The following is a 25,046-nucleotide window of genomic DNA, read 5'->3' as shown; positions in this document are numbered from 1 at the left end:
CGAGCGGGGTTTTTCTTTTTCAGCGCATTCTCTGTAAGCGCGAGCATTTGCGCACCTCTGCTTTTTGCTGAAACGACATCCCCATGAGATACCTCCCGACCAACCCATCCCTACCGACGCAACGCGTATGCCGCTGTTGCAGGCGGCTCTTGCCAATCACGGCGTTCTATGAGGACAAGAGCGTTAGCCCCAAGCTCCGCTCGCGCTACGCGGCTCGCTGCATTGAATGTGTGACGACTGAGAAGCGCAAGCGATACGCGGCGAACCCGACGGCAGCCGCAGCACTACGCAAGGACCAACGTGAGCGCAAGAAAGCCCGCGACGCCGCCGAGCATCTCCGGGAGCAAGCCATCGCCCGAAGCATTGCTGGACGCAAACAATGATCGAGTCCAAAGGCTGCAACAAATGCGGCGAGACCAAGCCGCGCAGTGAATTCAGCCGGAATGCTGCGAGCCGCGATGGGCTATGCGGCCCGTGCAAGGCTTGCCAGGCCCGCTATTACGTAGCCAACCGCGATAAGCGCCGGGAGTATCAGGCCAGCTATCACCGGGACAATTGGGCGTCCAATGACATACGCGACGCCCGCAGGCGTGGTCCTGTCGTCAACTTGACGCCGGATTTTCTCGACTCCATCCAGACCGGCCAATGCGCATGCTGCGGTAATCGTCCGTCCGATTTCCTGTCGCTGCATCTGGACCGTATCGACACCGCGCTACCGTACAAGCCGGGGAACGTCGCGTATCTCTGCGGGACCTGCAACGTCCGAAAGAATGACCTGAGCGCCACTGACCTACTGGCCCGCTTCGAGCGCGGCATGGCAGCAGGAAAGGATATGGCGGCCCATGATCTCATGCTGCACATGTACATCCGTCGAGAGAAGCTCAAGCATCCGTCTGCGGCTTGCGCACAGCACCCCCTGAGCCGCTGAGACGTCCCGCGCCACTGCTCGTTAACTCCGGACCTAACGAGGCTGCCAGTGCGCCTCTCATCGCCCCCGCCCAAATCCCGACGACATGGGCGGCCCAGTGGCCGAATAAATCAGCACAGGTAGAGAGCACCGGGGCCGTCCCTATGATTAGCTAGGAGGTGGGGCAGCAAGGCTTGCATATGCCGTCGCTAATGTAGCAGCACATAGCCCCCATTAAAGATAGCCTCATTGTTTATCAATGAGTGGCATCGCCTGAGACATCCCATGCTGCCTCGGAAATATATTGGACTACTTAATGCTACCGAATCCATCGGAGCCGCTCAGGGACGCTGTAGTCGCCCCCTGGCTCCATCTTCCAACCCAATCCAACCTACAAGGAACACCAAACCATGCCTTTCCTCATTGACAGCAACGGCAACACGCCCGACATGCTCGACCGTCGCCGCGCTGGCGGCTTCCATAATGCCGGTCCCGTCCGTGTTTATGCCCACACTTACGATGTCCCGCACATCGTTCAACTGGACGACGGCCGATTCGTCGCAGCAGATCACGAAGGGCGGCCGATTGTGGACCGCAACGGAAAGATGCTGCCGTTCAATGATCCAGCGACCCTGAGCCATGCAGATCGTGCAGAGGTCGTCCAGGCAGTTCGCAGCGGCGACCCCAAGAACAGCACCCCGAACGCCAGCGCCTTCGCGCCGAGCCCCGAGGACACCGCAGCTATCCGCGACTACCTGGCCGCGAAGTACGGCGCGAACGTCGCGGGACCCGAAGGCAGCAGCACGCCCCACCTGTAATCAAGTCCCATCCAACTGAATACGACACCATGACCAAACAGACCAACCCCGCGCCCCTGGGGGCCGCCGAGCTCGCGGAGATGCTTGAGGCTGCCCGACGCTCCAAAGCCCCCGTAGCAGAATTGCTGAAGGTCGCTGATGCGATGGCCGCAGTGCCCTCCCAGACGCGCAGAGCCGAGGAAATCCGGTTCGCTGCAAAGCGCCTCGAAGCGAATCCTTGGGATGCCGATGCGGCCCAGACCGTCTCCGTGCGCATTGAGGAGTTCAGGTCTGCCGCGAAGATTTACAGCGCACCCGCTGATAAGTCCGGCGATCCGCTGACCGTATACCCGAAGCCGCTGGTTAAACGGTCGGAGGCAACCTGGGGCGGACTTAGCTGGTCCGAGATCGAATTGCAGAACCCCGGCATCATTGCGCGTCCCGGCGAAGTCATGGTCCGCTACTGACCTCATGACTACCTACGCCGCCGCCGTGCGGCACCTGTTCCTGTCGGACCCGAGAGAACCCGCCGAGCGGCACGAGATGGCCCATGCCGTCCTGATGGCATCCCCCGACGGGCCGGAGCGGCTCAACGCTTACCGGCTCACTCAAGAAGCCTACGACCTGAATCCCGGAGCATTCCGGGACCGCATGCGCAGCATGTGGGCCGCCTTGCCTGCTGAGGCCAAGCCCGAGCTAGTGCCGTTCGTGGTCGCGCCTACGGACCGCCAGAGACGGCCCGAGCGGCCCCGCGATAGCACGGGTCTATCCCGACACCATCCGCGCCGCAAGGCGCTCTAACGATAGAACACATGGATTACCCCTTCATCATTCTGGCCGACGCCGCCAACACGGTAACTGCAATGCTGCTGGTAGACGAGGCCGACATGGGTGTGCGCTCGACTCAACCCGGCGAGACCGCCTACCGGTACCACTCGCCCGTAGTTGTCGGCTCGACGCTTCCGGCTGACGCTGTACCGGCATGACCTTGGCAACTATCAGTTGCGCTGAGACGCGCACGCGTAAGCCGCGCCCCATATTCACTCAAGCCCAGAGGGCGGGCGCCCTAGCAGCATTGGCCGCTGCAGAGAAGCCGATGATGTCCAAGCGACGCACGCGCCGTATCGAGACCATCCCGCAAACCGGAGCCTCCCAAGGGGCACTGGCCGAGGCCGCAATTCAATGTGCTGACGGCAAGGAGCGCAAGCAACGCCCCCTGAGGTTCCGGGACGATCATGTCGAAGTCCCCCTGGTCGACTCGACCCAGAGCGTCCGCGTGGCTCTCTGGGATTTCCACTGGCTCCGCTACGTAATGGGCATTGGCCGCCGCCGATGGACCCGAGGCGAGCACGGCGAAATCCGAGCGCCCATGCATCGCGGGTTTCACCTCCGGGACAGGGAGCACGGCTACGACTACGACGTTGGAGCGCTGCTCCTGGGCCTGAAGCAGGGGGACTGCTACGAGATGGACTATCCGTGCTCCCTCATGCCCGACACCATCCGGCAGGTTCCGCGCACGCGCAGCCGTAAGAAGGCACGGAAGGCGGAGGCGGCCTCCGCCAATTCCATCTAAGGCCCACTCGGGCGTCCCGCGATGCCGTGCCGAAAATAGTCCCGCTCGCATCCTCTGCCCGCAAAGGGCCGTCTGGAGCGCTGTATCCGCTCTCGACTCCATTCCCATTCTTCCTCACCAGTCACTGACAAGGAACCCAAATGTCGGGTCAGCAAAATCAATCGTTTCGCCCCATCAACCTACCGGGTCTCGATGTAACAGCGGCACCTGGCGTCACCACGACGCGAGCGCAGGCAACAGCGGCCCGTGTGGACGCCTCGGGCCAAGTGTCCGCGATCCAGTCACTCGCTAACTCGTTCGGCGGGTTCTTCGGGAACCTCCAGGGCGATCTCCAGCGAGTCAACGCCGCTACGGAGCAGGCCCGCGTAGCCGACATCCACAAGGAGAACGAGGCGCTCGCGAAGCAGGCGCAGGCTGACCAAGCAGCAGGCCGCGCCCCCGACGAGGCCCACGCCAACCGTGAGTCCTACTGGAATGCGTATCAGCAATCGTTCGCCCAGAACCAGGCGTTCGAGATGCAGCAGGAGCTAAGTGCGCGACTGCGCGAGATGCCGAAGGATGGCTCGGTGTCCCCCGAGGATGTCGCCAAGGGAGTCTGGAAGGACTTCTATGGCGCGGGCACTGGAGACACCGACTTCGATTCCGCGCTCGTGGGCCGCTTCGCTCCCGCCGCGCAGACGATGGTGGCGCAGGCGTCGGAGCAAGTCGCACAGACGCAGGAGCAGAATCACGCGCTGGAGATTCAGAACAGCGCAAACGCCCAGATCAACTCGCCGCAGGGCCTCTCGGAGGCGGGCTTCGCCACATTGGAACAGCGCGTGTTGGCGCTGACCCGTGGGGACCAGACGCTCGCGGACAAGATGATCGGCGGCTTCATGGGTAGCGTCCGCAACAAGACACAAGCCCTGGGACTTCTCAACGCCCTGGAGCAATCCGGATGGGCGGACCGCAACCCGGTCGCCTACGACAAGATGTCCCACGATGCCGTGCAGCAGATTCAGACCGTCAAGTCGATCCAGGCAGCGCAGGAGGTCGATGGGGTTCGCCTCGCGGCCATCGCGCTCAAGGCCAACCCGAGCGCCACGCCCGAAGACTGGGCGCACCTGGTGTATCAGGCGAATCGCGTGGATGCCAATCACGGCGTCGGCATGGACAAGTTCGGTGCCGTATATCAAGGGCTGCTGGAGGCGTCGAAGCAGCAGGCAACGATCAACTACATGTCGCTGGCCGAGCGTGGCTACAACGGTTCACACAACATCCATACCGTTGCAGCGTTGTGGGGTGTAGATCCGGCGGAGGCTGTGAAGAAGTCTTTCGACAAATACATGGTCCAGAAGCTTCAAAGCAGCGGCCACTATCCGGCGCTCGCCGCGTCGATGCAGGGCAATGCAGGTCTCCCGGACCCGCTCGCGTCGGACCAGGCTGGCTCGGAGTTCGTGGGGTGGGTAACTGCTCCCGGCATCCGGGACATCTCGGACGGCACAATGCCTCCGCGCATCCAGAAGGACCTGACCTCGGCAATCAAGTCGGGCGACCCGGACCGCGCCTCGCGGGCCTGGCGCGTCATGGACCGCATCCACGACATCGTGGGCGATCACGCGTTCGGTCAGTATCTCGGGAAGGACGACGAGGCGTCCGGGATGTACTGGGGCGTCAAGGCGCTCGCCCCGACGAACGGCGACGTGTCCCAGGCCTACAAGGCCATCCGCGATGGCGGCATGGACTCGAAGGTCCTGGAGAAGGTCGGTAACGGCGGCAGCATCAACTGGGAGCCGCTGCTTCCCGGTAAGAAGCAGGCCGACGTGGACGTGGCCGTCAACAAGGCGATGGGGAAGGCGATGCTGGAAGACGTGGGCCGCAAGGGCCTCATCTGGAACCCGGCGACCTCGATGTCCTCGGACCTCCGCCAACAGTTTCAGGGCATCGTCATTCAGCAGCTTATAGCTCAACGGGCCAATGGGAAGGTGGACCTCGACACCGCAGTCGAGAACGCGGCCACGGTGTTCAAGGGCACGCGTATGGCGACGGTCGGTATGAACGGCGCGGTGAAGATCATTGCGGACCCATTCAAAGGTAAAGGCCGCGCTGCGGACTCCCCAATCAACGCGGACCCCAATCACCCGTACTCGATCACCAAAGGCTACACGGCGATTTACTCCTCATTCCCGATGATGAACAAGGCCGACCAGAAAGAGGACCCGTTCAAGACGGCGCAGGACGACCTGGGCAATCTCAGCAAGGCGCTTCCAGGTATCGTCCCCAACTCCGCTGGCCTCTCGCTGAAGCGCCCGGACCGCACGGGTTTGTCCGAGATTCACGACTCGATGGACAGTCCCTTGATTATCCATGGAGGGCAGAATTTGGCCATCCGTAACAGGACTGCTCCGCGACCCATCGCGACCGACGCAGCGGCCCCGGATGCCACGGGCGGTGCAGGCGCTGTCGGGAAAGGGCCTGCCGTGGGCGATCTCGTGCAGGTTCAAGTCCCTTCGGACCCGAAGGCGGCGGCGAAGCTACTGCAGGAAAATCTGCCGTCAGGAGTGGTCGCCGTGTACGACCGGAACAACAACCAGTACACGCTTCACTACGGGTTTCGTCTTCAGATCGATGACGCCAAGGCCGCCGAGATTCGCGCGGAGAGAGCCAGGGCATTCCGTGAATCAGAGGCGGAACGTTTGGCTGTCAGGGCTCACAACGCTAACCCGCTGTTCGTTCGATGAGGGAGAGCCTACACGGAACGAGCTATCGCCAGTCATGACAACGAGCTCCGGTAGCTTGGGTACCGATGTGCTTTTAGCGGGGCAGGTGGATTAAGCAGCGGACTGCACTGACTCGGCAGCCGCAATGCCCTCATGCATGAGCTAGGACATTGTGGCGCTGCCTTTTTTGCGCGGCCCCAGTCCCGTCCGCTGCTCCGAACTCTATGTGTTGCAAACAAGTTCCCCGGCGGGCATCCTAACCGCATTCGAACATTCGACGGGGACCACATGACTGCAACAACGGAAGCCGCACCTGTAAAACCTATCAAAGACCCACAGCCGTCCGTCGATCGTATCGACGACCTTGCTCGACGAATTCTGACTGGCGACATTTACTTGCCGAAGTTTCAGCGGGAGTTCGTTTGGGAGCGCTCGCAAGTAATTGAGCTGCTTGATTCCGTCGCACGAAACTATCCGATCGGTAGTGTGTTGCTGTGGCAAAGTAAGCAAGAGCTTCGAAGCGAAAACAAGATTGCTGACCTGGAGATAGCGCAGCCTAAACCTGATTATCCCGTTAACTATTTATTGGATGGTCAGCAGCGTCTTTCTTCAATATGTGGTGCTTTATATTGGAAAGGAGGTGAGCCGAGCAGTCCATGGAACGTTGTATACGATCTACGTAATAAGACCTTCCATCATTTAGATGCGCTTGATCAGCCGCCGCCGCATCTGATGCGTTTGAATAAGATTCCTGATCCGGCGGCGTTTTTTCAACTGGTGGGTTTGCTTGAGTCATCCGGTGAAAAGGTGCTCGCGGAAAATGCGAAAGAGCTATTCAATCGGTTCAAGGACTATAAGGTTGCAACGGTGACATTGGGTGATATGCCCCTTGCCGATGTTGCACCAATATTCGAACGAATAAATAGCACGGGCACCCGTCTCACCATCGTTGACCTTATGCGTGCAGCCACGTGGAGCCCGGACTTCGATCTGGTTGATTCAATCGATGCTGTGCGGGAGTCGCTTGCCGCGAAGGCGTTCGACGGCGTAGAGCGGAAGGTCATCTTGCGAAATGTATCTGCGGCCGCTGGCGGTTCATTCACCGTTGAAAGCATAGATGATCTCCGCAAGCTAACTCCTGAAGTGCTTAAAAAAGCTGTTTCTGCTACCGCCGAAGGGTATAAGCGAGCTATCGATTTCTTGTCTACGCATATTAAGGCTCCTTCTGTTGGGATCGTGCCATATACTAATCAAATCGTGGTGCTGGCCGAAATATTACGGCACGTACCGACGCCCAATGCGCAGCAGTGGAAGGCCATAGAGCGGTGGTTTTGGCGGGGTTCGATCAGTGGCTATTTTAGCGGATGGAATTCAGGGATGATGACGACTGATCTCACCAATGTTGCACTGTTTGCGAGTGGGAATCTTGATGCGTTAGATTCCGACCTGATCGAGCCCAATGTTGCGATCTGGAGGACTCGCTCATTTAGAGGCAATAATTCTCATTCGAAGGTCCTTGCGCTTATGATGGCATATCAGCATCCCAGGGACTTTTTGACGGGGCAGGTAATTGATGTTGATAAATCGCTGGCATGGCAAAATGGAAAGGAGTTTCACCATTTCTTTCCCCAGGCATTTTTGAAGGGGAAGGGGGTTGGTTCTGCGAAAATCTCCGCGCTTGCCAACATGGTTTATCTAACATCGGCTAGCAATAAACTAATCAGTGACGACGCGCCATCAAGCTATCTGAAGCGACTCCTGAACGAGCATGGTGAACACGCAAAGACGTGGCTCGCTAGCAATTTGGTGGATGAGCCGGCAATAGAGGCGGCGTTGAAGGATGACTATGACGGTTTCCTCGTTGCGAGGGCAAACGCGATACATCGGCAAGCCAAGGAGCTAGCAGGCTGGTAGTTCCGTCGATTGAGGCGACGACCCCATTGGACAGGGGCGCGAGGAGGTGATAGTCTGGCGAGACTGTGTCAACCAGCATGGCGGTTTTGACCGACACACTTCCCGGAGAGCCTTATTCCACCGTGGGTTCGTAGAGGTTCAAATCCTCTCGCCCCGACCAGACAAGAACCCGCGTCAGCATCAGGCTGACGCGGGTTTTTTCTTGCCCGTCGCTTTTTTGCACATCGCGGCGCGGCCCCGGTAAAATGCAAGGTTGATCCACGGAAAGCGCCGTGATTTAGCGGAAGAGGATTCCCCGAACATGACTGATCTTCGTCTTACCATGCGGTTCGCTGCAGTGCTCGCCACCGGCGCGCTCGTTGCCGGTTGCGGTACGTCGTCGCCCACGAAAGTGGACTACAAGAGCGATTCGAAATCGAAGGAAGCGTCGCTCGCAGTGCCGCCCAACATGCTGGACGAGACGGCCGATCAGCGTTCGCTGCCGCCCCAGGGCGGCGCGACATCCCTGTCCGCGCTTCAGCAGGTCCAGCAGGCGGCGCCCGCGCTGGACACGGTCGCTCCGGCCGTGGCCGGCATGCATATCCAGCGCGACGGTACCGAGAGCTGGCTCGTGATCGACGGCAAGCAACCGGCCGACGTCTGGCCGCAGGTTCGGCGTTTCTGGCAGGAGCAGGGCTTCCTGCTCGTCGTCGACCAGCGCGACAAGGGCGTGATGGAAACCGACTGGAACGAAACCCATCCGCAGATCAACGATGGCCTGATCCGCAGCGTGATCTCGAAGGCGATGGGCAACTCGTACGTGACGGCCGAGCGTAACAAGTACCGTACGCGCCTCGATTCGGCGCCGAACGGCGGCACCTATGTGTTCATCAGCCAGAAGGGGATGCGCGAGGCGATCACGGGCGCGAACAACGATTCGAGCAAGTGGGAGCCGAAGCCGAACGATCCGGCGCTCGAGACCGAATACCTGAAGCGGTTGATGGCCGTCCTCGCCCAGAACGAGCAGCGCGCGAAGAACGGCGAGCCGCCGATCGCGAACATCAAGGACAACACGGTACCGAAGGACAAGAAGGCCGACACCGACGCATCGTCGAAGGCAGCGGCTGCGATTGCCGCGCAGAACGTCAGCCGCACGTCGGCGCAAGGCAACGATATGGCCGACGCCGCCGTGCCGTCGGAAGTCACGCTTGGCGAGCCGTACGACCGGTCCTGGCTACATGTCGGTCTCGCGCTCGATCGCGCGAACTTCACGGTCGACGATCGCGATCGCTCGAAGGGCCTGTATTTCGTGCGCTATGTCGATCCGAAGGATCTGAGTTCAGCCGAGCAGGGCTTCTGGAGCCAGCTGTTCCACGGCAAGAAGGAAAAGCAGGCGAAGCAGTACCGTGTCAACGTGAAGGCGCTTACCGCAGACCAGACGCGTGTCGCGGTCGTCGACGATGCGGGTGCGATCGACACGTCGTCGCCCGCTCGCCAGATCATGGGGCTGCTCGTGAATCAGCTCCGCTGATTTTCGACGGTTCTCCGCACCAAGAAAAAGCCCGCCACATGGCGGGCTTTTTCTTGGTCGCTCGCCGTCCCGCGTGTGTGGGTCGGCGATTCGTCCCTCCTCGTGACGTTACGTAACATCCGCGCGTTACGGCGGCAGATCACGTGTCACATTGTCGATGATCAAAAAATTGTCGTTATAAATCAAAGGGGTGGATGGATATCCATGGCTGGCACGCAACCTGCTTTATATGTTGGAATGGTTGATGCAGGGAGGATGGCGTCAGATACCGGGGGAGCGCCGCAAGCGCTCGATCAACGGTATCGACGTATTCGAATGCCGACGCGACAAGCGTCGGCGTAACTGATGATGATCCGCGCGCCGGCGTGCGGATCCCGATGGCCCCGTCGCCTATCCTCGTAGGGCGACGGTTTCGCCCGCGCTTCTCTGAAGCGCGGGCTATTTTTTTGGGGCCTCCGGCGGTGCCGTGCCGACGCAGCCGACGGGTGATGCGCGTATTCTCGTACTTTTCGAGATGAGGGGGCGGGAATGGCGGAAATCGCAGTCGTGGCGCTGATCGTGGCGAAGCCGGGCGCGGAGGAGCAGTTGCGTGCCCAGCTCGAAGGAATCGTCGAGCCGACCCGCAACGAGGCAGGGGCATTGCAGTACGACCTGCATCGGGACTTGAAGGAGCCTGCGCGGTTCGTATTCGTCGAGCGGTGGGAGAGCGAGGAAGCGCTGGCTGCGCATGCGCGTTCCGCGCATATTCTCGCTTATCGCGAAGCGGCCGCGGACTGGATCGAGCGCTCCGAAATCCGCGTGCTGTCGAAGCTCGTCTGAGCGGGGCGAGGCGACCGGACGTGCCGGTCGCGGGGTGCGTCAGTGCGACGTATTGGGGACGTCGAGTATCAGGATGATCGTCCAGTCGGCGTCGCCGTCGTGATGGTACTGGCGCTCGGCGACGATGAACGGTTGCTGCTTGCCCTGCGGGCCGAGGAACAGCACGTCGCCCTCCATCGGCAGGCACTCGATCGGCGGCAGCGCGAGGAACGCGTCGGCCGAGCCGCGGGGCATCAGTTGCTTGATCTGGCGAGTGGCGGCTTCGGTCCACTCGATGTCGAGTTGAATGTTGCTCATGCTGTCCTCCGCACCGGGGTGCGCACGGGTGGAAAATTTCGGTGCGCGACTTTAGCACAGCGCGCGGGCGCCGCAACCAAAAAAGCCGAACCCGGTTGCCCGGATTCGGCTCTTCGCTTGTGCGGTGCCGCCGAACTTACTGGCTGGCGGCGTCTGCGGCCTTGGCAGCCTTCTTGCCGGCCTTCTTCGCGGCAGCCTTGTGGTGAGCAGCCTTCTTGCCGTGGTGATGCTCTTCCTGCATCGCCGGCTGGGCGGCTTCGGCCGCTTGCTGCTGCTGCAGCGCCTGTGCGCGTTGCTCGATCTCGGAGATCTTCGCCGGATCGGTAATCGTCTTGATTTCCGTGCTCTCTTGCGCATACGCTGCGCCAGTCAGCGCCGACATCGCTACCAGGATAGCCAGGGACGTCTTCTTCATTGCTTTACCTCCGCTAAGTGGTGATGAACCCGAGTGTTGCCGTTTTGTCTGGCGACTGAAATCGAGTGCGTGTCGAGTGTAACAAAAGTGACGGATCAATGTGCATCGGATCGTGGCGCGACGCAAGGCCCCGTTGAAGTCGCGCAACACTTCGCATACTGCGTCACGCGCGTGCCATCGTCGTCGCCGCCGTCATTTCCGCCCCGGTTTTACGCGGCCATCAAAACCACCCGAGGCGTCGATAGACATGAAACTGCGCGATGCCGACCAGTTCGTGCAGCGCCTGCTCTGCGTCGGCCAGATTGCGCCAGCGCGGCAACCAGCCCGTCTGCGCGCGACGGCGATTCGCATAAACGGGCTGCGGGTCGATCCCGAAACGGCGGAAATCGAGCAGCGCGCGACGCATCTGATACGACGAAGTAACGAGAATGCGCGCGTCGTCATACTGTGAGCGTAGTATAGACGCAGTGAATTTCGCATTTTCGTAGGTTGTGCGGCTGGCCGGTTCCAGCACGAGGTCGGCGGGAGCGACACCTTCGGCGACGAGTTGGCGCCCGTAGACAGCCGCCTCGGTGTCGCCGTGATGCTGCGGGTCGCCGCCCGACATCACCACGGTGCACCGCTCGGCCTGCTGGCGGCAGACGCGGTAGAGCGCCGCGACTTTGTGGATGCGGGCGGCGCCGTCGGGTGGCGGCCGCAGCCCGGTGTCGGTGCGCCGCGTTCCGGCGCCGATGAGAATCAGCGTGGTGCGCCCGTGCATGTCCGGGTGTTCGACGGGTATGACGCCGGCCTCGGTCCAGGCGATCAGCGGCGCGGCGAGCCAGCCTGTCGCGAGCAGCCAGAACAGCGCAACGGCGGCGATCAGGATGATTCGCCGCAGCTTGCGACAGAGCATGAAACAGATGAAGAGAAGTACAAATGAATCGAACAGAATCAATTTGATTGGGGTATGGTGTCTTTTTATGGACGGCTGACGATCCGGCCCTGACGCGATGCCGAACGTCGGCCTCCAGAATCGGTGGCGGTAGCGGCGGGCGGAGACCCCGCCCGGCACACCGCTTCGCATTGTCGCTGCACTTTAAGAAAGAATCGAGATGGCCACGTATTCCAACGAAGCGGTGCTCGACGCATTGAGACGAGTGCAGTACCGCCAGGTACCGTGGGCACGCCGCCCGGGTGTGTTCGAGTATCTCCGTTCGCTCGGGCTGATGGACACGGTCAGGCAGAAAACCGTCGCCCCCGCGCCCGGTTTTCATGCGCCGGTCGACATTGCCGTGCTGACCGAAACCGGTCGAGCCGAATTCTCGCGCCTCGAGCGCGACGAGAAATTACTTTCCTGGACTGATCGCCGCATGGCCGACTACGCATTGAGCGAAGCGAGTGCCGTGGCGATTCTCGAAAGCCGCCTGTAGCAGCCGGTCATCCCGCCGCCCGCATGGTACGCATGCGGGCGGCGACGTTCAAAAAAAAGCCCGTATCGCGAAGATACGGGCGTACCGGATACTTATGCTGTTGCCACGCTGTGCTCATGGCAACGTTGTGACTCGTCGCATCCGGCGCAGTTCCCTGTCGCCGGCATTTTCTTTGGCGAATCCTGAAACCGGCACGACTACGGATGGCGCGGTCCGTCCGACGGCTGCGAGCCGATGCGCGCTCGCGCGTTGCTGGCGATGTCGCCGCGCAGGTCGCCGCGCGGCACGGTCTGCTGGTTGGACGAATTGGCGGGCGGTGGCTGGCGGAGCGTGTTCCGGTGATCCTGCTGACGATGGGGCGGCTTCGCGCGATCGTCGGCATGGGCGGGAGCGGACAACGCCACGGAAATGACAATGCCGCATGCGACGAGCAGTGACATTGGTTTCATGGCGGGGGCTCCCTTCAAGCCGTCGCTGCGGCCTGTTGATATGTCGCTAAGGTAAGCGCGGGAGTGCAGGCTTGCTGTAAATATTAGTAAATAGATGTATCGCGGCACGACAACGGTAATCGTCGGCTACGCAGGCGCCGCGAACAAACCGCGTCGCGAAAAGAAACCGGGCGGCCGAAGCCGCCCGATCGAGCATTCGTTACGCCATCTTGACGGGCGCGCGCCAGGATTCCGGATTGGTCCAGAAGGCGCCGCGCAGCCGGTCGCGGCTCGGCGGGGCAGGCGGCTTCGCCGCGCTTGCGCCGATGCGTCCGCGCAGGGAGATCTGCCGGCCGCTCGTGCCGAGTCGCTTCACGATTTCGGCGAGCGTGCCGTCGGCCTGCCATTCGTCGAAGCGACGGCGGCAAGTCGGCGGCGACGGATAGCGGCCCGGCAGCTTCGACCAGCCTTCACCTGTCGACAGCACCCACAGCACGGCATTCACCACCGAGCGGGCTTCCACGCGGGGGCGGCCGCGCCGCTCACTCCGTGCGGGTTCCGAGCAAAACAGACCTTCGACCAGCGCCCACTCGTTATCTCTCAAATCGTCGAACAGCATCATGTCCTCACCTCAGCGAAGCTAACTCCGGTGCGCTGCCCTGCGCCGCGCACTCTTCAAGCACTCGATCGTCGAGTGCCGGGTGGGGGCGTCCGGTTGGCCGGCAGCGGCGTTTCTGCTCTTCCGTCCGACGAAACCTGCGCCCTGTGCGCAAGGTAATGCACGAAGCGTGCCATGTCAGAGGTCATTCCCTCGAGAGCCGCTTGGCAGCGAGCTAACGGCTAAGTCAGCTAGGGGCGTATAAGACGCCAAAATAACCCGCCAGCAAATCGGGACAATCACCAATCTTGTGCAATTCGCCCGCGCTACGTGCGTTTGCGCACGTATTGCACCGCAGCGAAACATGTGGAACCGGTGCCTGATTCGCACATCGAGGCCGGATTCACGCATTAGAATCGCGCATCGATATCGACGATTGATGAGGTCGGGAAATGAACGTCACGCTGCGCCAGCTTCGCGTGTTCATCGAGGTCGCGCGGCTCAAGAGCTTCAGTCGCGCGGGCGACGAGATCGGGCTCACGCAGTCCGCAGTCAGCCGCTGCGTGCGCGAGCTCGAGGCCGAGCTCGGGTTGAAGCTGATCGACCGCACGACGCGCGACGTGCAACTGACCGACGTCGGCGCGAACCTGATCGCGAGCGTGTCGCGCCTGCTCGACGATCTCGACGACACGTTGCGCGAGATTCGCGAGATTGGCGAGCAGCGCCGCGGGCGCGTGATCGTCGCGGCCAGCCCGACGATCGCATGCCGGCTGATGCCGCGCGTGGTGGCGTCGTGCGAGCGCCAGTTTCCGTTCGTGACGCTGGGCCTGCGCGACGACGTGCAGAGCGACGTGCTGCGCAAGGTGAAATCGAGCGAGGTCGATTTCGGCGTCGTGATCGGGCCGCTCGCGGTTGCCGATCTCGTCTGCGAATCGCTGATGACCGATTCGTTCTGCCTGGTCGCGCGCGCCGACCATCCGCTCGCGGCGCGTGCCGAGGTGCCCTGGACGGCACTGGACGGCGAGCGTCTCGTCCTCCTCGATCACGCGTCGGGAAGCCGGCCGCTGATCGATGCCGCGCTGGCCGCCCATCACGTCAATGCGACGGTCATGCAGGAGCTCGGGCATTCTGCGACCGTATTTGGACTCGTCGAGGCCGGTGTCGGCGTAAGCGTGCAGCCGTGGCTGTCGCTGCCGCTGCCTGCCGGTTCGACGCTCGTCGCGCGGCCGCTCACGCCGCGCACCGAGCGTACGGTCGAGCTGGTGCGCCGCCGCGACCGGTCGCTGTCCCCCGCGGCGCAGGCGATCTGGGAGCTCGTGCGGCAGATGCCGGCGAGGGCGGAGGATCTCGACTGACGCGCGCCAGCGCGCATCGGCGCGTGCCGGTGCGGCTCGCGGGCCGGTACACTACGCGGATCGTGTTCCTCGATGGCGGTACTCGATGGTGCATTCCGCAGATTCTCATCCGGTAGCCGGTGCGCCGGCATCGCACGACGCGGTGCACGCGTTGCGTCCGTCGCTGATCCGGGAAGTGGCCAACGCCGGCTTCGGCGTACCCGACATGCTGCCGTTCTGGTTCGGCGAATCCGATCGCGTGACGCCGGATTTCATCCGCGACGCGGCGGCCGCCGCGCTGCGCGATGGCGCGACCTTCTATACGCACAACCTCGGGACCGCACCGCTGCGCGACGCGATCGCGACTTACGTCAGCGCGCGTCATGGTACAACGGCGGCCGATGCCGTGGCCGTGACGAGTTCGGGCGTGAGCGCGCTGATGCTGGCCGCGCAAATGCTGGTCGGTCCGGGCGAGCGCGTCGTCGCGGTCACGCCGCTGTGGCCGAATCTCGTCGAAATTCCGAAGATCCTCGGCGCGCAGGTCGAATGCGTGCCGCTCGGCTATGGCGATGCGGGCTGGCAGCTCGATGTCGGGCGCCTGCTCGCGGCGCTGACGCCCGATACGCGGATGCTGCTGATCAACTCCCCGAACAATCCGACCGGTTGGACGATGTCGCGCGACGACCAGCAAGCCGTGCTTGCCCATTGCCGCCGCCACGGCATCTGGCTGGTTGCCGACGAAGTGTACGAGCGGCTCGCGTTCGGCGCGGGCGGCGCGCCGTCGTTCCTCGATATCGCGTCGCGCGACGAGCGCGTCGTGGTCGTGAATTCGTTCTCGAAAGCATGGGCGATGACGGGCTGGCGCCTGGGGTGGCTCGTTGCGCCGGCAGCGGTGATGGACGACCTGTCGAAACTCGTCGAATACAACACGTCGTGCGCGCCGGGCTTCGTGCAGGCCGCGGGTGAAGTCGCGTTGCGCGACGGCGAACCGTTCGTCCAGTCGTTCGTCGCGGCACTGCGCGATGCGCGCGATCACCTGGTGGCCGCGCTGCGCACGCTGCCGGGCGTCGAGGTGCCGCCTCCGCCGGGCGCGATGTACCTGTTCGTGCGTCTGCCGGGCGCGGCCGACAGCCTGGCGTTCTGCAAGACATTGGTGCGCGACGCGGGGCTCGGTCTTGCGCCCGGGCGCGCTTTCGGCCCGGAGGGGGAAGGGTTCGTGCGCTGGTGCTATGCCTGCGATCCGGCGCGGCTCGATGCGGGCGTCGAGCGGCTGCGCCGCTTCCTCGCGCGCGGAGCGACCGCCCGCTGAAGCGGGGCCGGAGCGGAGTCGGCGGCCCGGCGGCGGCGCGCTCCGCTCATCTTTACGCACCGGGCAATTTTGCGTAATATGGCGCTCAGTCACGCGGTTCCGTCGTTGAGCCGCGCTGTTCCGTCCGGTTTGGGCCTGGCCTGAAGTTGGTTCGCCGCCCCCGGTTCGTGCTCCCATCAATATGACCGATCAGAATCGGGCGAGCGCGTCTTCCGTTCCTTTCGTCTGTTTGTTGATCCGGTTCGTTTGACCACAGGGTCTGGCCTAGCTGCATGAATACCCAAGAGGCGAAGATCGTCCTCGAGACTGCTTTGATCTGCGCGCAGGAACCGCTGAAACTCGGCGATTTGCGCAAGCTCTTTGCCGACGGCGTGTCGGCTGACACGGTCCGCACGTTGCTCGAAGATCTGAAACAGGATTGGTCCGGCCGCGGCGTCGAATTGGTGGCGCTGGCGACCGGATGGCGCTTCCAGAGCAAGCCGGCGATGCGTCACTATCTGGATCGCCTGCATCCCGAGAAGCCGCCGAAATATTCGCGTGCGGTGCTCGAAACGCTCGCGATCATCGCGTACCGGCAACCCGTCACGCGCGGCGATATCGAAGAGATTCGCGGTGTCACGGTCAATACGCAGGTGGTCAAGCAACTCGAGGATCGCGGCTGGATCGAGGTGATCGGTCATCGCGACGTGCCGGGGCGCCCGGCGCTGTATGCGACGACCAAGCAGTTCCTCGACGACCTCGGCCTGAAGGCCCTCGACGACCTGCCGGCGCTCGAAGAGCCGGCGGCGAACATCGAGGCGGCGCTGCTGGCGCAGCAGGCGATGGATTTCGACGAGGGCGTGCCGGTTGCCGGCGACGCAGCGGGCGATACGCCGCAAGCGGATGAGGCGGCCGCCGGTCAATCGGCGGAATGGCCGGATGATCCCGCGGCGGACGTCGCGTCGACGCAGGAAATCGCGAGTCGCGATACGCTCGAGGCTGATCGCGGGCAAACGGAACCATTGGAACAGGCTGGCGCCGAAGTAGTGCCGGCAGGCGTGCAGCCCGAGTCGCTGCGCGCGGATTGGAGCGAGGAAGATCGCAAGCCGGCTGCCGAAGCGGTTGCCGGAGACGGAGCGGAAGCGGCCGGCGACATGCCCGGCGAGGCTAGCCAGGCCGACGCCTCCCGTTCCCGTCCCGCGGACGGCGAGATGCTGGACGACACGTCCGACAGTCTTGCCGATGCCGTACGAAGCGCCAGTGCACCCATCGGTGCCGACGCGCTGCCGGACGACGAAGCAGAACCCGAACAGCGTCGCGCCTGATCGCGGCCAACTTCTTGCCGCGCCCGCGCCGGGCGCGAGACCTGACATTTTGAGGTTGTTTTGACAGATATCCACGATATTGAATCGTCCGCGCCTGCCGTGCAGGCAGCGCGTGCCGACGAGACACCGGAGCAGGGCGCTTCGGCCGAGGGTGGCGACGAGCGTCCCCGCCGCGGTCTGCGGCGAGGCCCGCGCAGCCTGATCGCGCGGCGGCGCGCGGCGGCCAAATCGAAGGGCGCCGAAGGCGAGCCGCAAGGCGGCGAAGGTGCCGACGTGCAGCCGGCCGAATCCGCTGACGCACAGCAACCGGCGCGTGCGCCGCGCAAGGAAGGTGCGGCCAAGGGCGGTCGCAAGCCGGCCGGCAAGCGTGAAGGCGCGGCAAAAGCCCAGGGCGCCTCCGGCGGCCAGGGTCGTCGCGGCGGCGCGTCGAAGGCTGAAGGCGGTGCGGCGAAGCCGGAAGGCGATGCGTCCCAGGACGAATTGTTCGCCTACGTGACGTCGCCGGCATTCGACGCGGACAATTCCGCGGGCGGCAGCGGCGTGCGTGCGCCGATGCTGCGTCGCGGCCGCAACCAGCCGGCGAACAAGCGCGTGCTGTCGCCGGACGACGATGCGCCGAAGCTCCACAAGGTGCTGGCGGAAGCGGGCATGGGCTCGCGCCGCGAAATGGAAGAGCTGATCGTCGCCGGCCGCGTGTCGGTGAACGGCGAGCCCGCCCATATCGGCCAGCGCATCATGCCGACCGACCAGGTGCGGATCAACGGCAAGCCGGTCAAGCGCAAGCTGCCGAACAAGCCGCCGCGCGTGCTGCTGTATCACAAGCCGACGGGCGAGATCGTCAGCCACGCGGATCCGGAAGGCCGTCCGTCGGTGTTCGACCGCCTGCCGCCGATGAAGACGGCGAAATGGCTTGCGGTGGGCCGCCTCGACTTCAATACCGAAGGTCTGCTGATGCTGACGACGTCGGGCGACCTCGCGAACCGCTTCATGCATCCGCGCTACAGCGTCGAGCGCGAGTACGCGGTGCGTGTCGTCGGCGAACTGGCCGAAGGCATGCGGCAGAAGCTGCTGCGCGGCGTCGAGCTCGACGACGGCCCGGCGAACTTCCTGCGCATCCGCGACGGCGGCGGCGAGGGCACGAACCACTGGTATCACGTCGCGCTGGCCGAAGGCCGCAACCGCGAAGTGCGCCGGATGTTCGAGGCGGTCGGCCTGATGGTGAGCCGGCTGATTCGTACGCGTCACGGCCCGATTCCGCTGCCGCGCGGCTTGAAGCGCGGCCGCTGGGAGGAGCTCGACGACGCACAGGTGCGCAAGCTGATGGCGACCGTCGGCCTGAAGGCGCCGTCCGAGGAAAAGGGTAAGCGCGGCGGTGCCGGCCAGGCCGAGCGTCGCCAGCCCGATCCGATGCAGACGTCGATGGGCTTCATCAGCCGTGAGCCGGTGCTGACGACGCACGGGCAGCTGGATCAGCCGCGTCGTGGCGGCGGTCGGCGCGGCGGCCCGGGCCTGCCGGGTCTGAGCGGCTACGGCAGCCTGCCGGTTGCGCCGTCGGGCTACGGCAATCGTGCCGGCGGCGGCCGTGACGGCAACCGTATGGGTGGTGGTCGCGACGGCAATCGCGTGGGGGGTGGCCGCGGCGACGTCGATGGCAATCGCGCGTCGTACGGAGCCGGTCCCAAGCGCGACAGCGCAGGCCCCAAGCGCGGCGGCGGCAAGGGCGGCAATCGCAACCCGAACGGCAATCGTGTAGACGGCGCCGGGAGCGGCGGCGGTCCGCGCGGCGGCCAGCGTCCGCAGCGCAGCCGCACGCGTAGCCGCTGAGCGTCGGGCATGCGGCGGCGCGATGTAGTCGCCTGCATGCCGATGGAATCGGCACCCGGCCGGCCTCGTCGGCGTAACGCCTTGCGTTCGTCGATTTCGACTGTCCATATGTCGCGCGGCTGCATCGCAGCCGGCGCGCCATGACGGCGCCGGTCGATCCGGCGCAGCCCGATTTCGCATTTTCGGGTTCGTAAAGGCGGACAACACGCTGCTTTTACCGTCTGGCTTGGCGTTTGCGCCAAAAATCGCTATAATCGCGGAGTCGCTGGGCGTACGGATTCAATGTGCGGCTCAGGTGCGACCACCAGTAATAGAAGATGGGCGTTCCGCCCATTTTTTTTTGCTGAAACGGTTAGGCATCTCGGGTAGCGCTTCCTGCGCCGGCTAAGGCGCGCGCCCGCGGGTGAATCGCGAGCGGCGGGCGCGAACACCTGAGAGGACACAGTGCAACTGACGGAACTGATAGAAACCACGGTCACCGGGCTCGGCTACGAGCTGGTGGATCTCGAGCGCACCGGGCGCGGCATGCTTTGCATCTATATCGATCAGCCTGCCGGCATCTCGCTCGAAGATTGCGAAAAGGTCACGCGTCAGCTCCAGCACGTCTTGACGGTCGAAAACATCGATTACGAACGGCTCGAAGTCTCGTCTCCGGGGCTCGACCGCCCGTTGAAGAAGCTGGCCGACTTCGAGCGCTTCGCCGGCAGCGAAGTCTCCGTGACCTTGAAAAAGCCGCTGGACGGGCGCAAGACGTACCGGGGCATTCTGCACGCGCCGAATGGCGAAACGATCGGTTTGGAATTTGAGAGGAAGAAGGGCGAGGCAGCCATGCTGGATTTCACGCTGGCCGATATCGACAAAGCCCGCCTGATTCCGCAAGTTGACTTTAGGAGCCGCAAATAATGAGTCGCGAAGTGTTGATGCTGGTGGATGCGCTGGCGCGCGAGAAAAACGTCGACAAGGATGTGGTGCTGGGCGCCCTCGAGGCTGCGCTCGCGTCCGCTTCCAAGAAGCTGTTCGACGAAGGCGCCGAAATCCGCGTCCATATCGATCGCGAAAGCGGCGAGCACGAAACCTTCCGTCGCTGGCTCGTCGTACCCGACGAGGCAGGCTTGCAGGAGCCGGATCGCGAGATCCTGCTGTTCGAAGCACGTGAGCAGAAGCCCGACGTCGAAGTCGGCGAGTATGTCGAGGAGCCGGTTCCGTCGATCGAGTTCGGTCGCATCGGTGCGCAGGCCGCCAAGCAGGTGATTCTGCAGAAGGTGCGCGACGCCGAACGCGAGCAGATCCTGAACGATTACCTCGAGCGCGGCGAAAAGATCATGACGGGTACGGTGAAGCGCCTGGACAAAGGCAACTTCATCGTCGAATCGGGCCGTGTCGAGGCGCTGCTGCGCCGCGATCAGCTGATCCCGAAGGAAAACCTGCGCGTGGGCGACCGCGTGCGTGCTTACATCGCGAAGGTCGACCGCACCGCGCGCGGCCCGCAGATCGAGCTGTCGCGTACCGCGCCCGAGTTCCTGATGAAGCTGTTCGAGATGGAAGTGCCGGAAATCGAGCAGGGTCTGCTCGAGATCAAGGCGGCTGCCCGTGACCCGGGCGTGCGCGCGAAGATCGGCGTCATCGCATACGACAAGCGGATCGATCCGATCGGCACCTGCGTCGGCATCCGCGGTTCCCGCGTGCAGGCCGTTCGCAACGAGCTCGGTGGCGAAAACATCGACATCGTGCTATGGTCGGAGGATCCCGCCCAGTTCGTGATCGGCGCGCTCGCGCCGGCAGCTGTCCAGTCGATTGTCGTCGATGAAGAAAAGCACTCGATGGACGTCGTCGTCGACGAGAACGAGCTGGCTGTCGCGATCGGCCGCAGTGGTCAGAACGTTCGCCTCGCAGGCGAACTGACCGGCTGGCAGATCAACATCATGACGCCGGACGAATCCGCCCTGAAGCAGGGTGAAGAGCGCGACCGGCTGCGTGCGCTGTTCATGGCGCGTCTCGACGTCGACGAAGAAGTTGCCGACATCCTGATCGACGAAGGCTTCACGAGCCTGGAAGAGATCGCGTACGTGCCGCTCAACGAAATGCTCGAAATCGAGGCGTTCGACGAGGACACCGTGCACGAACTGCGCAACCGCGCACGCGACGCGCTGTTGACGATGGCCATCGCGAACGAAGAAAAGGTCGAGAACGCAGCGCTGGATCTCAAGAGCCTCGACGGCATCACGCCGGAGCTGCTCGCGAAGCTGGCCGAACACGGCGTGCAGACGCGCGACGATCTCGCCGAACTGGCTGTAGATGAACTGGTCGACATGACCGGAATGGAAGAGGATGCCGCTAAGGCGTTGATCATGAAAGCACGTGAACATTGGTTCCAGTGAGAAATGACCATGGCGCACTGATTTGATGGCGGCCGTATGGCCTGACCCGATGCTAACCGCAAGGAATCGGTCCTTGCACTAAGAGGAATGAATGGCGAGTAACAACGTAGCCCAATTTGCCGCGGAACTGAAAATGCCTGCTGGTGTGCTGCTCGAACAGCTGCAGGCAGCGGGCGTCCAGAAAGCGAGTGAAGACGATGCGCTGTCCGAAACGGACAAGGCGCGTCTGCTCGATCATTTGCGCAAGTCGCATGGCGCAACCGACGGCGACAAGCGCAAGATCACGCTGACCCGCAAGCATACGTCGGAGATCAAGCAATCTGACGCGACGGGCAAGGCTCGCACCATTCAGGTCGAGGTCCGCAAGAAGCGTACGTTCGTCAAGCGCGACGACGTGAGCGAGGGTGCGGAACAGGGTCAGGCGCAGGTCGCCGAAGCGGACGACGATGCAGAACTGAAGCGTCGCGAGGAAGAGGCGCGCCGCGAGGCCGAGCTGCTCGAGAAGCAGGCGCAGGAACTTCGCGAGCGTCAGGAACGCCTCGAGCGCGAGGAAGCGGAACGCCGTGCCCGCGAGGAAGCAGCCGAAGCCGAGCGCCGTCGCGCCGAGCAAGAGGCGGCGGCGAAGCGTGCCGCGGCCGAAGCTGCGGCGGCACAGCAGCAGGCGGTCGCGCAGCAGGCCGCTGCAGCCGAGCAGGAAGCGGCGCCTACGCAGTCCGCGCAGGACGAAGCACGCGCAGCCGCCGAACGTGCGGCACAGCGCGAAGCGGCGAAGAAGGCCGAAGACGCTGCCCGCGAGGCGGCGGACAAGGCGCGCGCCGAGCAGGAAGAGATCAGCAAGCGTCGTGCGGCGGCAGAAGCCGAGGCGCGTGCGATTCGCGAAATGATGAACACGCCGCGCAAGGCCGTGGTCAAGGCAGTCGAGCCGCCGAAGCCGGTCGAGCCGCCGAAGCCGGCCGAAGCGAAGGGCACGCTGCACAAGCCGGCCAAGCCGGAAGGTGCGCAGGCGCGTCCGGCCGTGAAGAAGCCGGCCGGTGCGGCACCGGCCACGACGCAGGCGCCGGCCGGTGCGGGCGATCGCAACAAGAAGCCGGGCGCAGGCAAGGGCGGCTGGCAGGACGACGCGTCGAAGCGTCGCGGCATCAAGACGCGCGGCGATTCGAGCGGCGGCGTCGACCGCGGCTGGCGCGGCGGCCCGAAGGGTCGCGGCCGTCATCAGGACAGCGCATCGTCGTTCCAGGCGCCGACCGAGCCGATCGTCCGTGAAGTGCACGTGCCGGAAACCGTGTCGGTTGCCGATCTCGCGCACAAGATGTCGATCAAGGCCTCCGAAGTCATCAAGGTGATGATGAAGATGGGCCAGATGGTCACGATCAACCAGGTGCTGGACCAGGAAACGGCGATGATCGTCGTCGAGGAACTGGGTCACCGCGCGGTTGCCGCGAAGCTGGACGATCCGGAAGCGCTGCTCGTCGAAGGCGAAACCAGCACCGATGCGGAGCAACTGCCGCGTCCGCCGGTCGTCACGGTGATGGGTCACGTCGACCACGGCAAGACCTCGTTGCTCGACCACATCCGCCGCGCGAAGGTTGCCGCGGGCGAAGCGGGCGGCATTACGCAGCATATCGGCGCTTATCACGTCGACACGCCGCGTGGCGTCATCACGTTCCTCGATACGCCGGGTCACGAAGCGTTCACGGCAATGCGTGCACGCGGTGCGAAGGCGACCGACATCGTGGTGCTGGTGGTGGCAGCCGACGACGGCGTGATGCCGCAGACGAAGGAAGCCATCGCCCACGCGAAGGCGGGTGGCGTGCCGATCGTCGTCGCGATCAACAAGATCGACAAGCCGGAAGCGAACCCCGATCGCGTCAAGCAGGAGCTGGTCGCGGAAGGCGTCGTGCCGGAAGAATACGGTGGCGATTCGCCGTTCGTGCCGGTTTCGGCAAAGACGGGCGCAGGCATCGACGATCTGCTCGAGAACGTGCTGCTGCAAGCCGAAGTGCTGGAACTGAAGGCACCGGTCGAAGCGCCGGCCAAGGGCATCGTGATCGAAGCGAAGCTCGACAAGGGCAAGGGCCCGGTCGCGACGATCCTCGTGCAGTCCGGTACGCTGAACCGCGGCGACATCGTGCTGGCGGGTACGGCCTACGGCCGCGTACGTGCGATGCTCGACGAAAACGGCAAGCCGACGAAGGAAGCCGGCCCGTCGATCCCGGTCGAAATCCAGGGTCTGTCGGAAGTGCCGGGCGCGGGCGAGGAAGTGATCGTGCTGCCGGACGAGCGCAAGGCGCGTGAAATCGCGTTGTTCCGCCAGGGCAAGTTCCGCGACGTCAAGCTTGCGAAGCAGCAGGCCGCGAAGCTGGAAAGCATGCTCGAGCAGATGGGCGAAGGCGAAGTGCAGAACCTGCCGCTCATCATCAAGGCGGACGTGCAGGGTTCGCAGGAAGCACTCGTGCAGTCGCTGCTCAAGCTGTCGACCGACGAAGTGCGCGTGCAGATCGTGCACAGCGCGGTGGGCGGCATCAGCGAAAACGACGTCAACCTCGCAACGGCATCGAAGGCCGTCATCATCGGCTTCAACACGCGTGCGGATGCACAGGCACGCAAGCTGGCCGAAGCGAACGGCATCGATATCCGCTACTACAACATCATCTACGACGCAGTGGATGAGGTGAAGGCGGCGATGTCGGGCATGCTGGCGCCGGAGAAGCGCGAAGTCATCACCGGCATGGTCGAAGTGCGCCAGGTCTTCAAGGTACCGAAGGTCGGCACGGTCGCAGGCTGTATGGTCACGGACGGCATCGTCAAGCGCTCGTCGTCGGTACGCGTGCTGCGCAACAACGTCGTGATCTTCACGGGCGAACTCGAATCGCTGAAGCGCTTCAAGGACGACGTGAAGGAAGTGAAGCAAGGCTTCGAGTGCGGTATGTCGGTGAAGAACTTCAACGACGTCATCGAAGGCGACCAGTTCGAAGTCTTCGAAGTGACCGAAGTCGCGCGTACGCTGTAACCCTCGCGCATCGGCTCATGGGCGGGGCAGGCTTGGGCCTGTCCCGCCCATTTTCATGGTGGCGTGCCTACATTGGCCGCCGCTTCATCCTGATAAACGGATCACGGATCGATCATGTCCAGGAAACGCACTTCCCCCAATCGCAACGTGCAGATCGCTGACCAGATTCAGCGCGATCTGTCGGAGCTCATCATGCGCGAGGTCAAGGATCCGCGCATCGGCATCGTGACCATCCAGAGCGTGGAACTCACGCCGGATTACGCACACGCGAAGGTCTACTTCACCGCGTTGACCGGCGATCCGGCCAAGACGCAGGAAGCGCTGAACCACGCGTCGGGTCACTTGCACAACCTGTTGTTCAAGCGTCTGCACATCCATACGGTGCCGACGCTGCATTTCCACTACGACCAGACGATCGAGAAGGCCGTGGAGATGTCGCGTCTGATCAAGGAAGCGAACTCGACACGCGCGAAGGACGACGACGAGGCCGACGCGGCCGCCAAGGACGACTGAGCTCG

The 25,046-nt window shown here is 63.5% G+C and carries 23 protein-coding genes and 1 pseudogene; 19 read left to right on the top strand and 5 right to left on the bottom strand.

Translation table 11 applies throughout. The annotated features are described in order from the left end of the window. Nucleotides 1–379: 379 nt before the first annotated feature. The 10 genes from HWX08_RS21455 (at nucleotide 380) to HWX08_RS21410 (ending at nucleotide 10,219) form a co-directional block, all read left to right on the top strand. On the top strand, nucleotides 380–928 hold the full coding sequence (locus tag HWX08_RS21455; protein WP_174921104.1) for a hypothetical protein: 549 nt from the start codon (nucleotides 380–382) through the stop codon (nucleotides 926–928). Between the two features lie 389 nt (nucleotides 929–1,317). Next, nucleotides 1,318–1,725, top strand: coding sequence for a hypothetical protein (locus tag HWX08_RS21450; RefSeq protein WP_174921105.1), 408 nt, complete (start codon nucleotides 1,318–1,320; stop codon nucleotides 1,723–1,725). Nucleotides 1,726–1,754: 29 nt separating this feature from the next. Further along, nucleotides 1,755–2,171 carry a hypothetical protein gene (locus tag HWX08_RS21445; RefSeq protein ID WP_174921106.1) on the top strand — a complete coding sequence of 139 codons (417 nt, stop codon included), beginning with the start codon at nucleotides 1,755–1,757 and terminating at the stop codon, nucleotides 2,169–2,171. Nucleotides 2,172–2,175: 4 nt separating this feature from the next. Next, on the top strand, nucleotides 2,176–2,505 hold the full coding sequence (locus tag HWX08_RS21440; RefSeq protein WP_174921107.1) for a hypothetical protein: 330 nt from the start codon (nucleotides 2,176–2,178) through the stop codon (nucleotides 2,503–2,505). A gap of 11 nt (nucleotides 2,506–2,516) precedes the next feature. Beyond that, a complete protein-coding gene (locus HWX08_RS21435; RefSeq protein WP_174921108.1) occupies nucleotides 2,517–2,690 on the top strand; it encodes a hypothetical protein in 174 nt (57 codons plus the stop codon). A 110-nt stretch (nucleotides 2,691–2,800) separates the two neighbouring features. Then, nucleotides 2,801–3,277: a hypothetical protein gene (locus HWX08_RS21430; RefSeq protein WP_174921109.1), complete on the top strand. Its 477-nt coding sequence runs from the start codon at nucleotides 2,801–2,803 to the stop codon at nucleotides 3,275–3,277. A gap of 140 nt (nucleotides 3,278–3,417) precedes the next feature. Next, complete coding sequence (locus HWX08_RS21425) at nucleotides 3,418–5,997, top strand: hypothetical protein (protein WP_174921110.1); 2,580 nt, start codon at nucleotides 3,418–3,420, stop codon at nucleotides 5,995–5,997. Nucleotides 5,998–6,264: 267 nt separating this feature from the next. After that, nucleotides 6,265–7,890: a DUF262 domain-containing protein gene (locus HWX08_RS21420; protein ID WP_174921111.1), complete on the top strand. Its 1,626-nt coding sequence runs from the start codon at nucleotides 6,265–6,267 to the stop codon at nucleotides 7,888–7,890. Nucleotides 7,891–8,191: 301 nt separating this feature from the next. Further along, nucleotides 8,192–9,400, top strand: a complete 1,209-nt coding sequence (bamC, locus tag HWX08_RS21415; RefSeq protein ID WP_069256466.1) for an outer membrane protein assembly factor BamC — start codon at nucleotides 8,192–8,194, stop codon at nucleotides 9,398–9,400. A 528-nt stretch (nucleotides 9,401–9,928) separates the two neighbouring features. Beyond that, a complete protein-coding gene (locus HWX08_RS21410) occupies nucleotides 9,929–10,219 on the top strand; it encodes a putative quinol monooxygenase (protein ID WP_069256467.1) in 291 nt (96 codons plus the stop codon). Between the two features lie 39 nt (nucleotides 10,220–10,258). Here the strand turns inward: HWX08_RS21410 and HWX08_RS21405 are convergent, their stop codons facing one another. From HWX08_RS21405 to HWX08_RS21395, 3 genes are all read right to left on the bottom strand, one after another. Next, nucleotides 10,259–10,516, bottom strand: a complete 258-nt coding sequence (locus HWX08_RS21405; protein ID WP_021162409.1) for a hypothetical protein — start codon at nucleotides 10,514–10,516, stop codon at nucleotides 10,259–10,261. 136 nt (nucleotides 10,517–10,652) lie between these two features. Further along, complete coding sequence (locus HWX08_RS21400) at nucleotides 10,653–10,931, bottom strand: hypothetical protein (protein ID WP_011351789.1); 279 nt, start codon at nucleotides 10,929–10,931, stop codon at nucleotides 10,653–10,655. Between the two features lie 220 nt (nucleotides 10,932–11,151). Further along, entirely contained in the window at nucleotides 11,152–11,868 is a 717-nt protein-coding gene (locus tag HWX08_RS21395; protein WP_069256468.1) for a YdcF family protein, read from the bottom strand. 157 nt (nucleotides 11,869–12,025) lie between these two features. On the opposite strand from HWX08_RS21395, the gene HWX08_RS21390 reads away from it, so the two are divergent. After that, nucleotides 12,026–12,343, top strand: coding sequence for a hypothetical protein (locus tag HWX08_RS21390; RefSeq protein WP_048020764.1), 318 nt, complete (start codon nucleotides 12,026–12,028; stop codon nucleotides 12,341–12,343). A gap of 197 nt (nucleotides 12,344–12,540) precedes the next feature. Here HWX08_RS21390 and HWX08_RS21385 read toward each other — a convergent pair whose 3' ends face one another. Both HWX08_RS21385 and HWX08_RS21380 read right to left on the bottom strand, forming a co-directional pair. Then, the gene (locus HWX08_RS21385; RefSeq protein ID WP_174921112.1) at nucleotides 12,541–12,792 is read right to left on the bottom strand and encodes a hypothetical protein; all 252 of its coding nucleotides are present in this window, start codon (nucleotides 12,790–12,792) and stop codon (nucleotides 12,541–12,543) included. A gap of 202 nt (nucleotides 12,793–12,994) precedes the next feature. Next, nucleotides 12,995–13,390, bottom strand: a pseudogene (locus tag HWX08_RS21380) (transposase); the annotation flags it as partial. A 431-nt stretch (nucleotides 13,391–13,821) separates the two neighbouring features. Here HWX08_RS21380 and HWX08_RS21375 point away from each other — a divergent pair. From HWX08_RS21375 to rbfA, 8 genes are all read left to right on the top strand, one after another. After that, nucleotides 13,822–14,724, top strand: coding sequence for a LysR family transcriptional regulator (locus tag HWX08_RS21375; RefSeq protein WP_069256470.1), 903 nt, complete (start codon nucleotides 13,822–13,824; stop codon nucleotides 14,722–14,724). 85 nt (nucleotides 14,725–14,809) lie between these two features. After that, complete coding sequence (locus tag HWX08_RS21370; RefSeq protein WP_174921113.1) at nucleotides 14,810–16,012, top strand: pyridoxal phosphate-dependent aminotransferase; 1,203 nt, start codon at nucleotides 14,810–14,812, stop codon at nucleotides 16,010–16,012. A gap of 272 nt (nucleotides 16,013–16,284) precedes the next feature. After that, the gene (gene scpB, locus HWX08_RS21365) at nucleotides 16,285–17,316 is read left to right on the top strand and encodes an SMC-Scp complex subunit ScpB (RefSeq protein WP_069256472.1); all 1,032 of its coding nucleotides are present in this window, start codon (nucleotides 16,285–16,287) and stop codon (nucleotides 17,314–17,316) included. Nucleotides 17,317–17,376: 60 nt separating this feature from the next. Continuing rightward, nucleotides 17,377–19,140 carry a 23S rRNA pseudouridine(2605) synthase RluB gene (gene rluB / locus HWX08_RS21360; protein WP_174921114.1) on the top strand — a complete coding sequence of 588 codons (1,764 nt, stop codon included), beginning with the start codon at nucleotides 17,377–17,379 and terminating at the stop codon, nucleotides 19,138–19,140. A gap of 444 nt (nucleotides 19,141–19,584) precedes the next feature. Further along, on the top strand, nucleotides 19,585–20,043 hold the full coding sequence (rimP, locus tag HWX08_RS21355; RefSeq protein ID WP_014897219.1) for a ribosome maturation factor RimP: 459 nt from the start codon (nucleotides 19,585–19,587) through the stop codon (nucleotides 20,041–20,043). Continuing rightward, nucleotides 20,043–21,518 carry a transcription termination factor NusA gene (gene nusA, locus HWX08_RS21350; RefSeq protein WP_006476166.1) on the top strand — a complete coding sequence of 492 codons (1,476 nt, stop codon included), beginning with the start codon at nucleotides 20,043–20,045 and terminating at the stop codon, nucleotides 21,516–21,518. Before rimP ends, nusA begins: the two co-directional genes overlap by 1 nt. Before the next feature lie 91 nt (nucleotides 21,519–21,609). Further along, nucleotides 21,610–24,528 (top strand): translation initiation factor IF-2, encoded by a 2,919-nt coding sequence (infB, locus tag HWX08_RS21345; RefSeq protein ID WP_174921115.1) that lies wholly within the window; start codon nucleotides 21,610–21,612, stop codon nucleotides 24,526–24,528. A 114-nt stretch (nucleotides 24,529–24,642) separates the two neighbouring features. Then, on the top strand, nucleotides 24,643–25,041 hold the full coding sequence (gene rbfA / locus HWX08_RS21340) for a 30S ribosome-binding factor RbfA (RefSeq protein ID WP_011351799.1): 399 nt from the start codon (nucleotides 24,643–24,645) through the stop codon (nucleotides 25,039–25,041). Nucleotides 25,042–25,046: the final 5 nt, after the last annotated feature.

The sequence above is a fragment of the Burkholderia metallica genome, assembly GCF_902832845.1.
In the GTDB taxonomy this organism is placed as follows: Bacteria; Pseudomonadota; Gammaproteobacteria; order Burkholderiales; family Burkholderiaceae; genus Burkholderia; species Burkholderia metallica.
This window is presented reverse-complemented; position numbering and strand designations above follow the sequence as displayed.

Bases quoted from the DNA above. Each gene is read 5' to 3' on its own strand.
- HWX08_RS21430 (WP_174921109.1), top strand. From the start codon at position 2,801: ATGATGTCCAAGCGACGCACGCGCCGTATCGAGACCATCCCGCAAACC.
- HWX08_RS21440 (WP_174921107.1), top strand. From the start codon at position 2,176: ATGACTACCTACGCCGCCGCCGTGCGGCACCTGTTCCTGTCGGACCCG.
- HWX08_RS21410 (WP_069256467.1), top strand. From the start codon at position 9,929: ATGGCGGAAATCGCAGTCGTGGCGCTGATCGTGGCGAAGCCGGGCGCG.
- HWX08_RS21445 (WP_174921106.1), top strand. From the start codon at position 1,755: ATGACCAAACAGACCAACCCCGCGCCCCTGGGGGCCGCCGAGCTCGCG.
- HWX08_RS21425 (WP_174921110.1), top strand. From the start codon at position 3,418: ATGTCGGGTCAGCAAAATCAATCGTTTCGCCCCATCAACCTACCGGGT.
- HWX08_RS21370 (WP_174921113.1), top strand. From the start codon at position 14,810: ATGGTGCATTCCGCAGATTCTCATCCGGTAGCCGGTGCGCCGGCATCG.
- infB (WP_174921115.1), top strand. From the start codon at position 21,610: ATGGCGAGTAACAACGTAGCCCAATTTGCCGCGGAACTGAAAATGCCT.
- HWX08_RS21390 (WP_048020764.1), top strand. From the start codon at position 12,026: ATGGCCACGTATTCCAACGAAGCGGTGCTCGACGCATTGAGACGAGTG.
- HWX08_RS21455 (WP_174921104.1), top strand. From the start codon at position 380: ATGATCGAGTCCAAAGGCTGCAACAAATGCGGCGAGACCAAGCCGCGC.
- bamC (WP_069256466.1), top strand. From the start codon at position 8,192: ATGACTGATCTTCGTCTTACCATGCGGTTCGCTGCAGTGCTCGCCACC.
- HWX08_RS21405 (WP_021162409.1), bottom strand. From the start codon at position 10,516: ATGAGCAACATTCAACTCGACATCGAGTGGACCGAAGCCGCCACTCGC.
- nusA (WP_006476166.1), top strand. From the start codon at position 20,043: ATGAGTCGCGAAGTGTTGATGCTGGTGGATGCGCTGGCGCGCGAGAAA.
- scpB (WP_069256472.1), top strand. From the start codon at position 16,285: ATGAATACCCAAGAGGCGAAGATCGTCCTCGAGACTGCTTTGATCTGC.
- HWX08_RS21435 (WP_174921108.1), top strand. From the start codon at position 2,517: ATGGATTACCCCTTCATCATTCTGGCCGACGCCGCCAACACGGTAACT.
- rbfA (WP_011351799.1), top strand. From the start codon at position 24,643: ATGTCCAGGAAACGCACTTCCCCCAATCGCAACGTGCAGATCGCTGAC.
- HWX08_RS21400 (WP_011351789.1), bottom strand. From the start codon at position 10,931: ATGAAGAAGACGTCCCTGGCTATCCTGGTAGCGATGTCGGCGCTGACT.
- HWX08_RS21450 (WP_174921105.1), top strand. From the start codon at position 1,318: ATGCCTTTCCTCATTGACAGCAACGGCAACACGCCCGACATGCTCGAC.
- HWX08_RS21420 (WP_174921111.1), top strand. From the start codon at position 6,265: ATGACTGCAACAACGGAAGCCGCACCTGTAAAACCTATCAAAGACCCA.
- HWX08_RS21385 (WP_174921112.1), bottom strand. From the start codon at position 12,792: ATGAAACCAATGTCACTGCTCGTCGCATGCGGCATTGTCATTTCCGTG.
- HWX08_RS21375 (WP_069256470.1), top strand. From the start codon at position 13,822: ATGAACGTCACGCTGCGCCAGCTTCGCGTGTTCATCGAGGTCGCGCGG.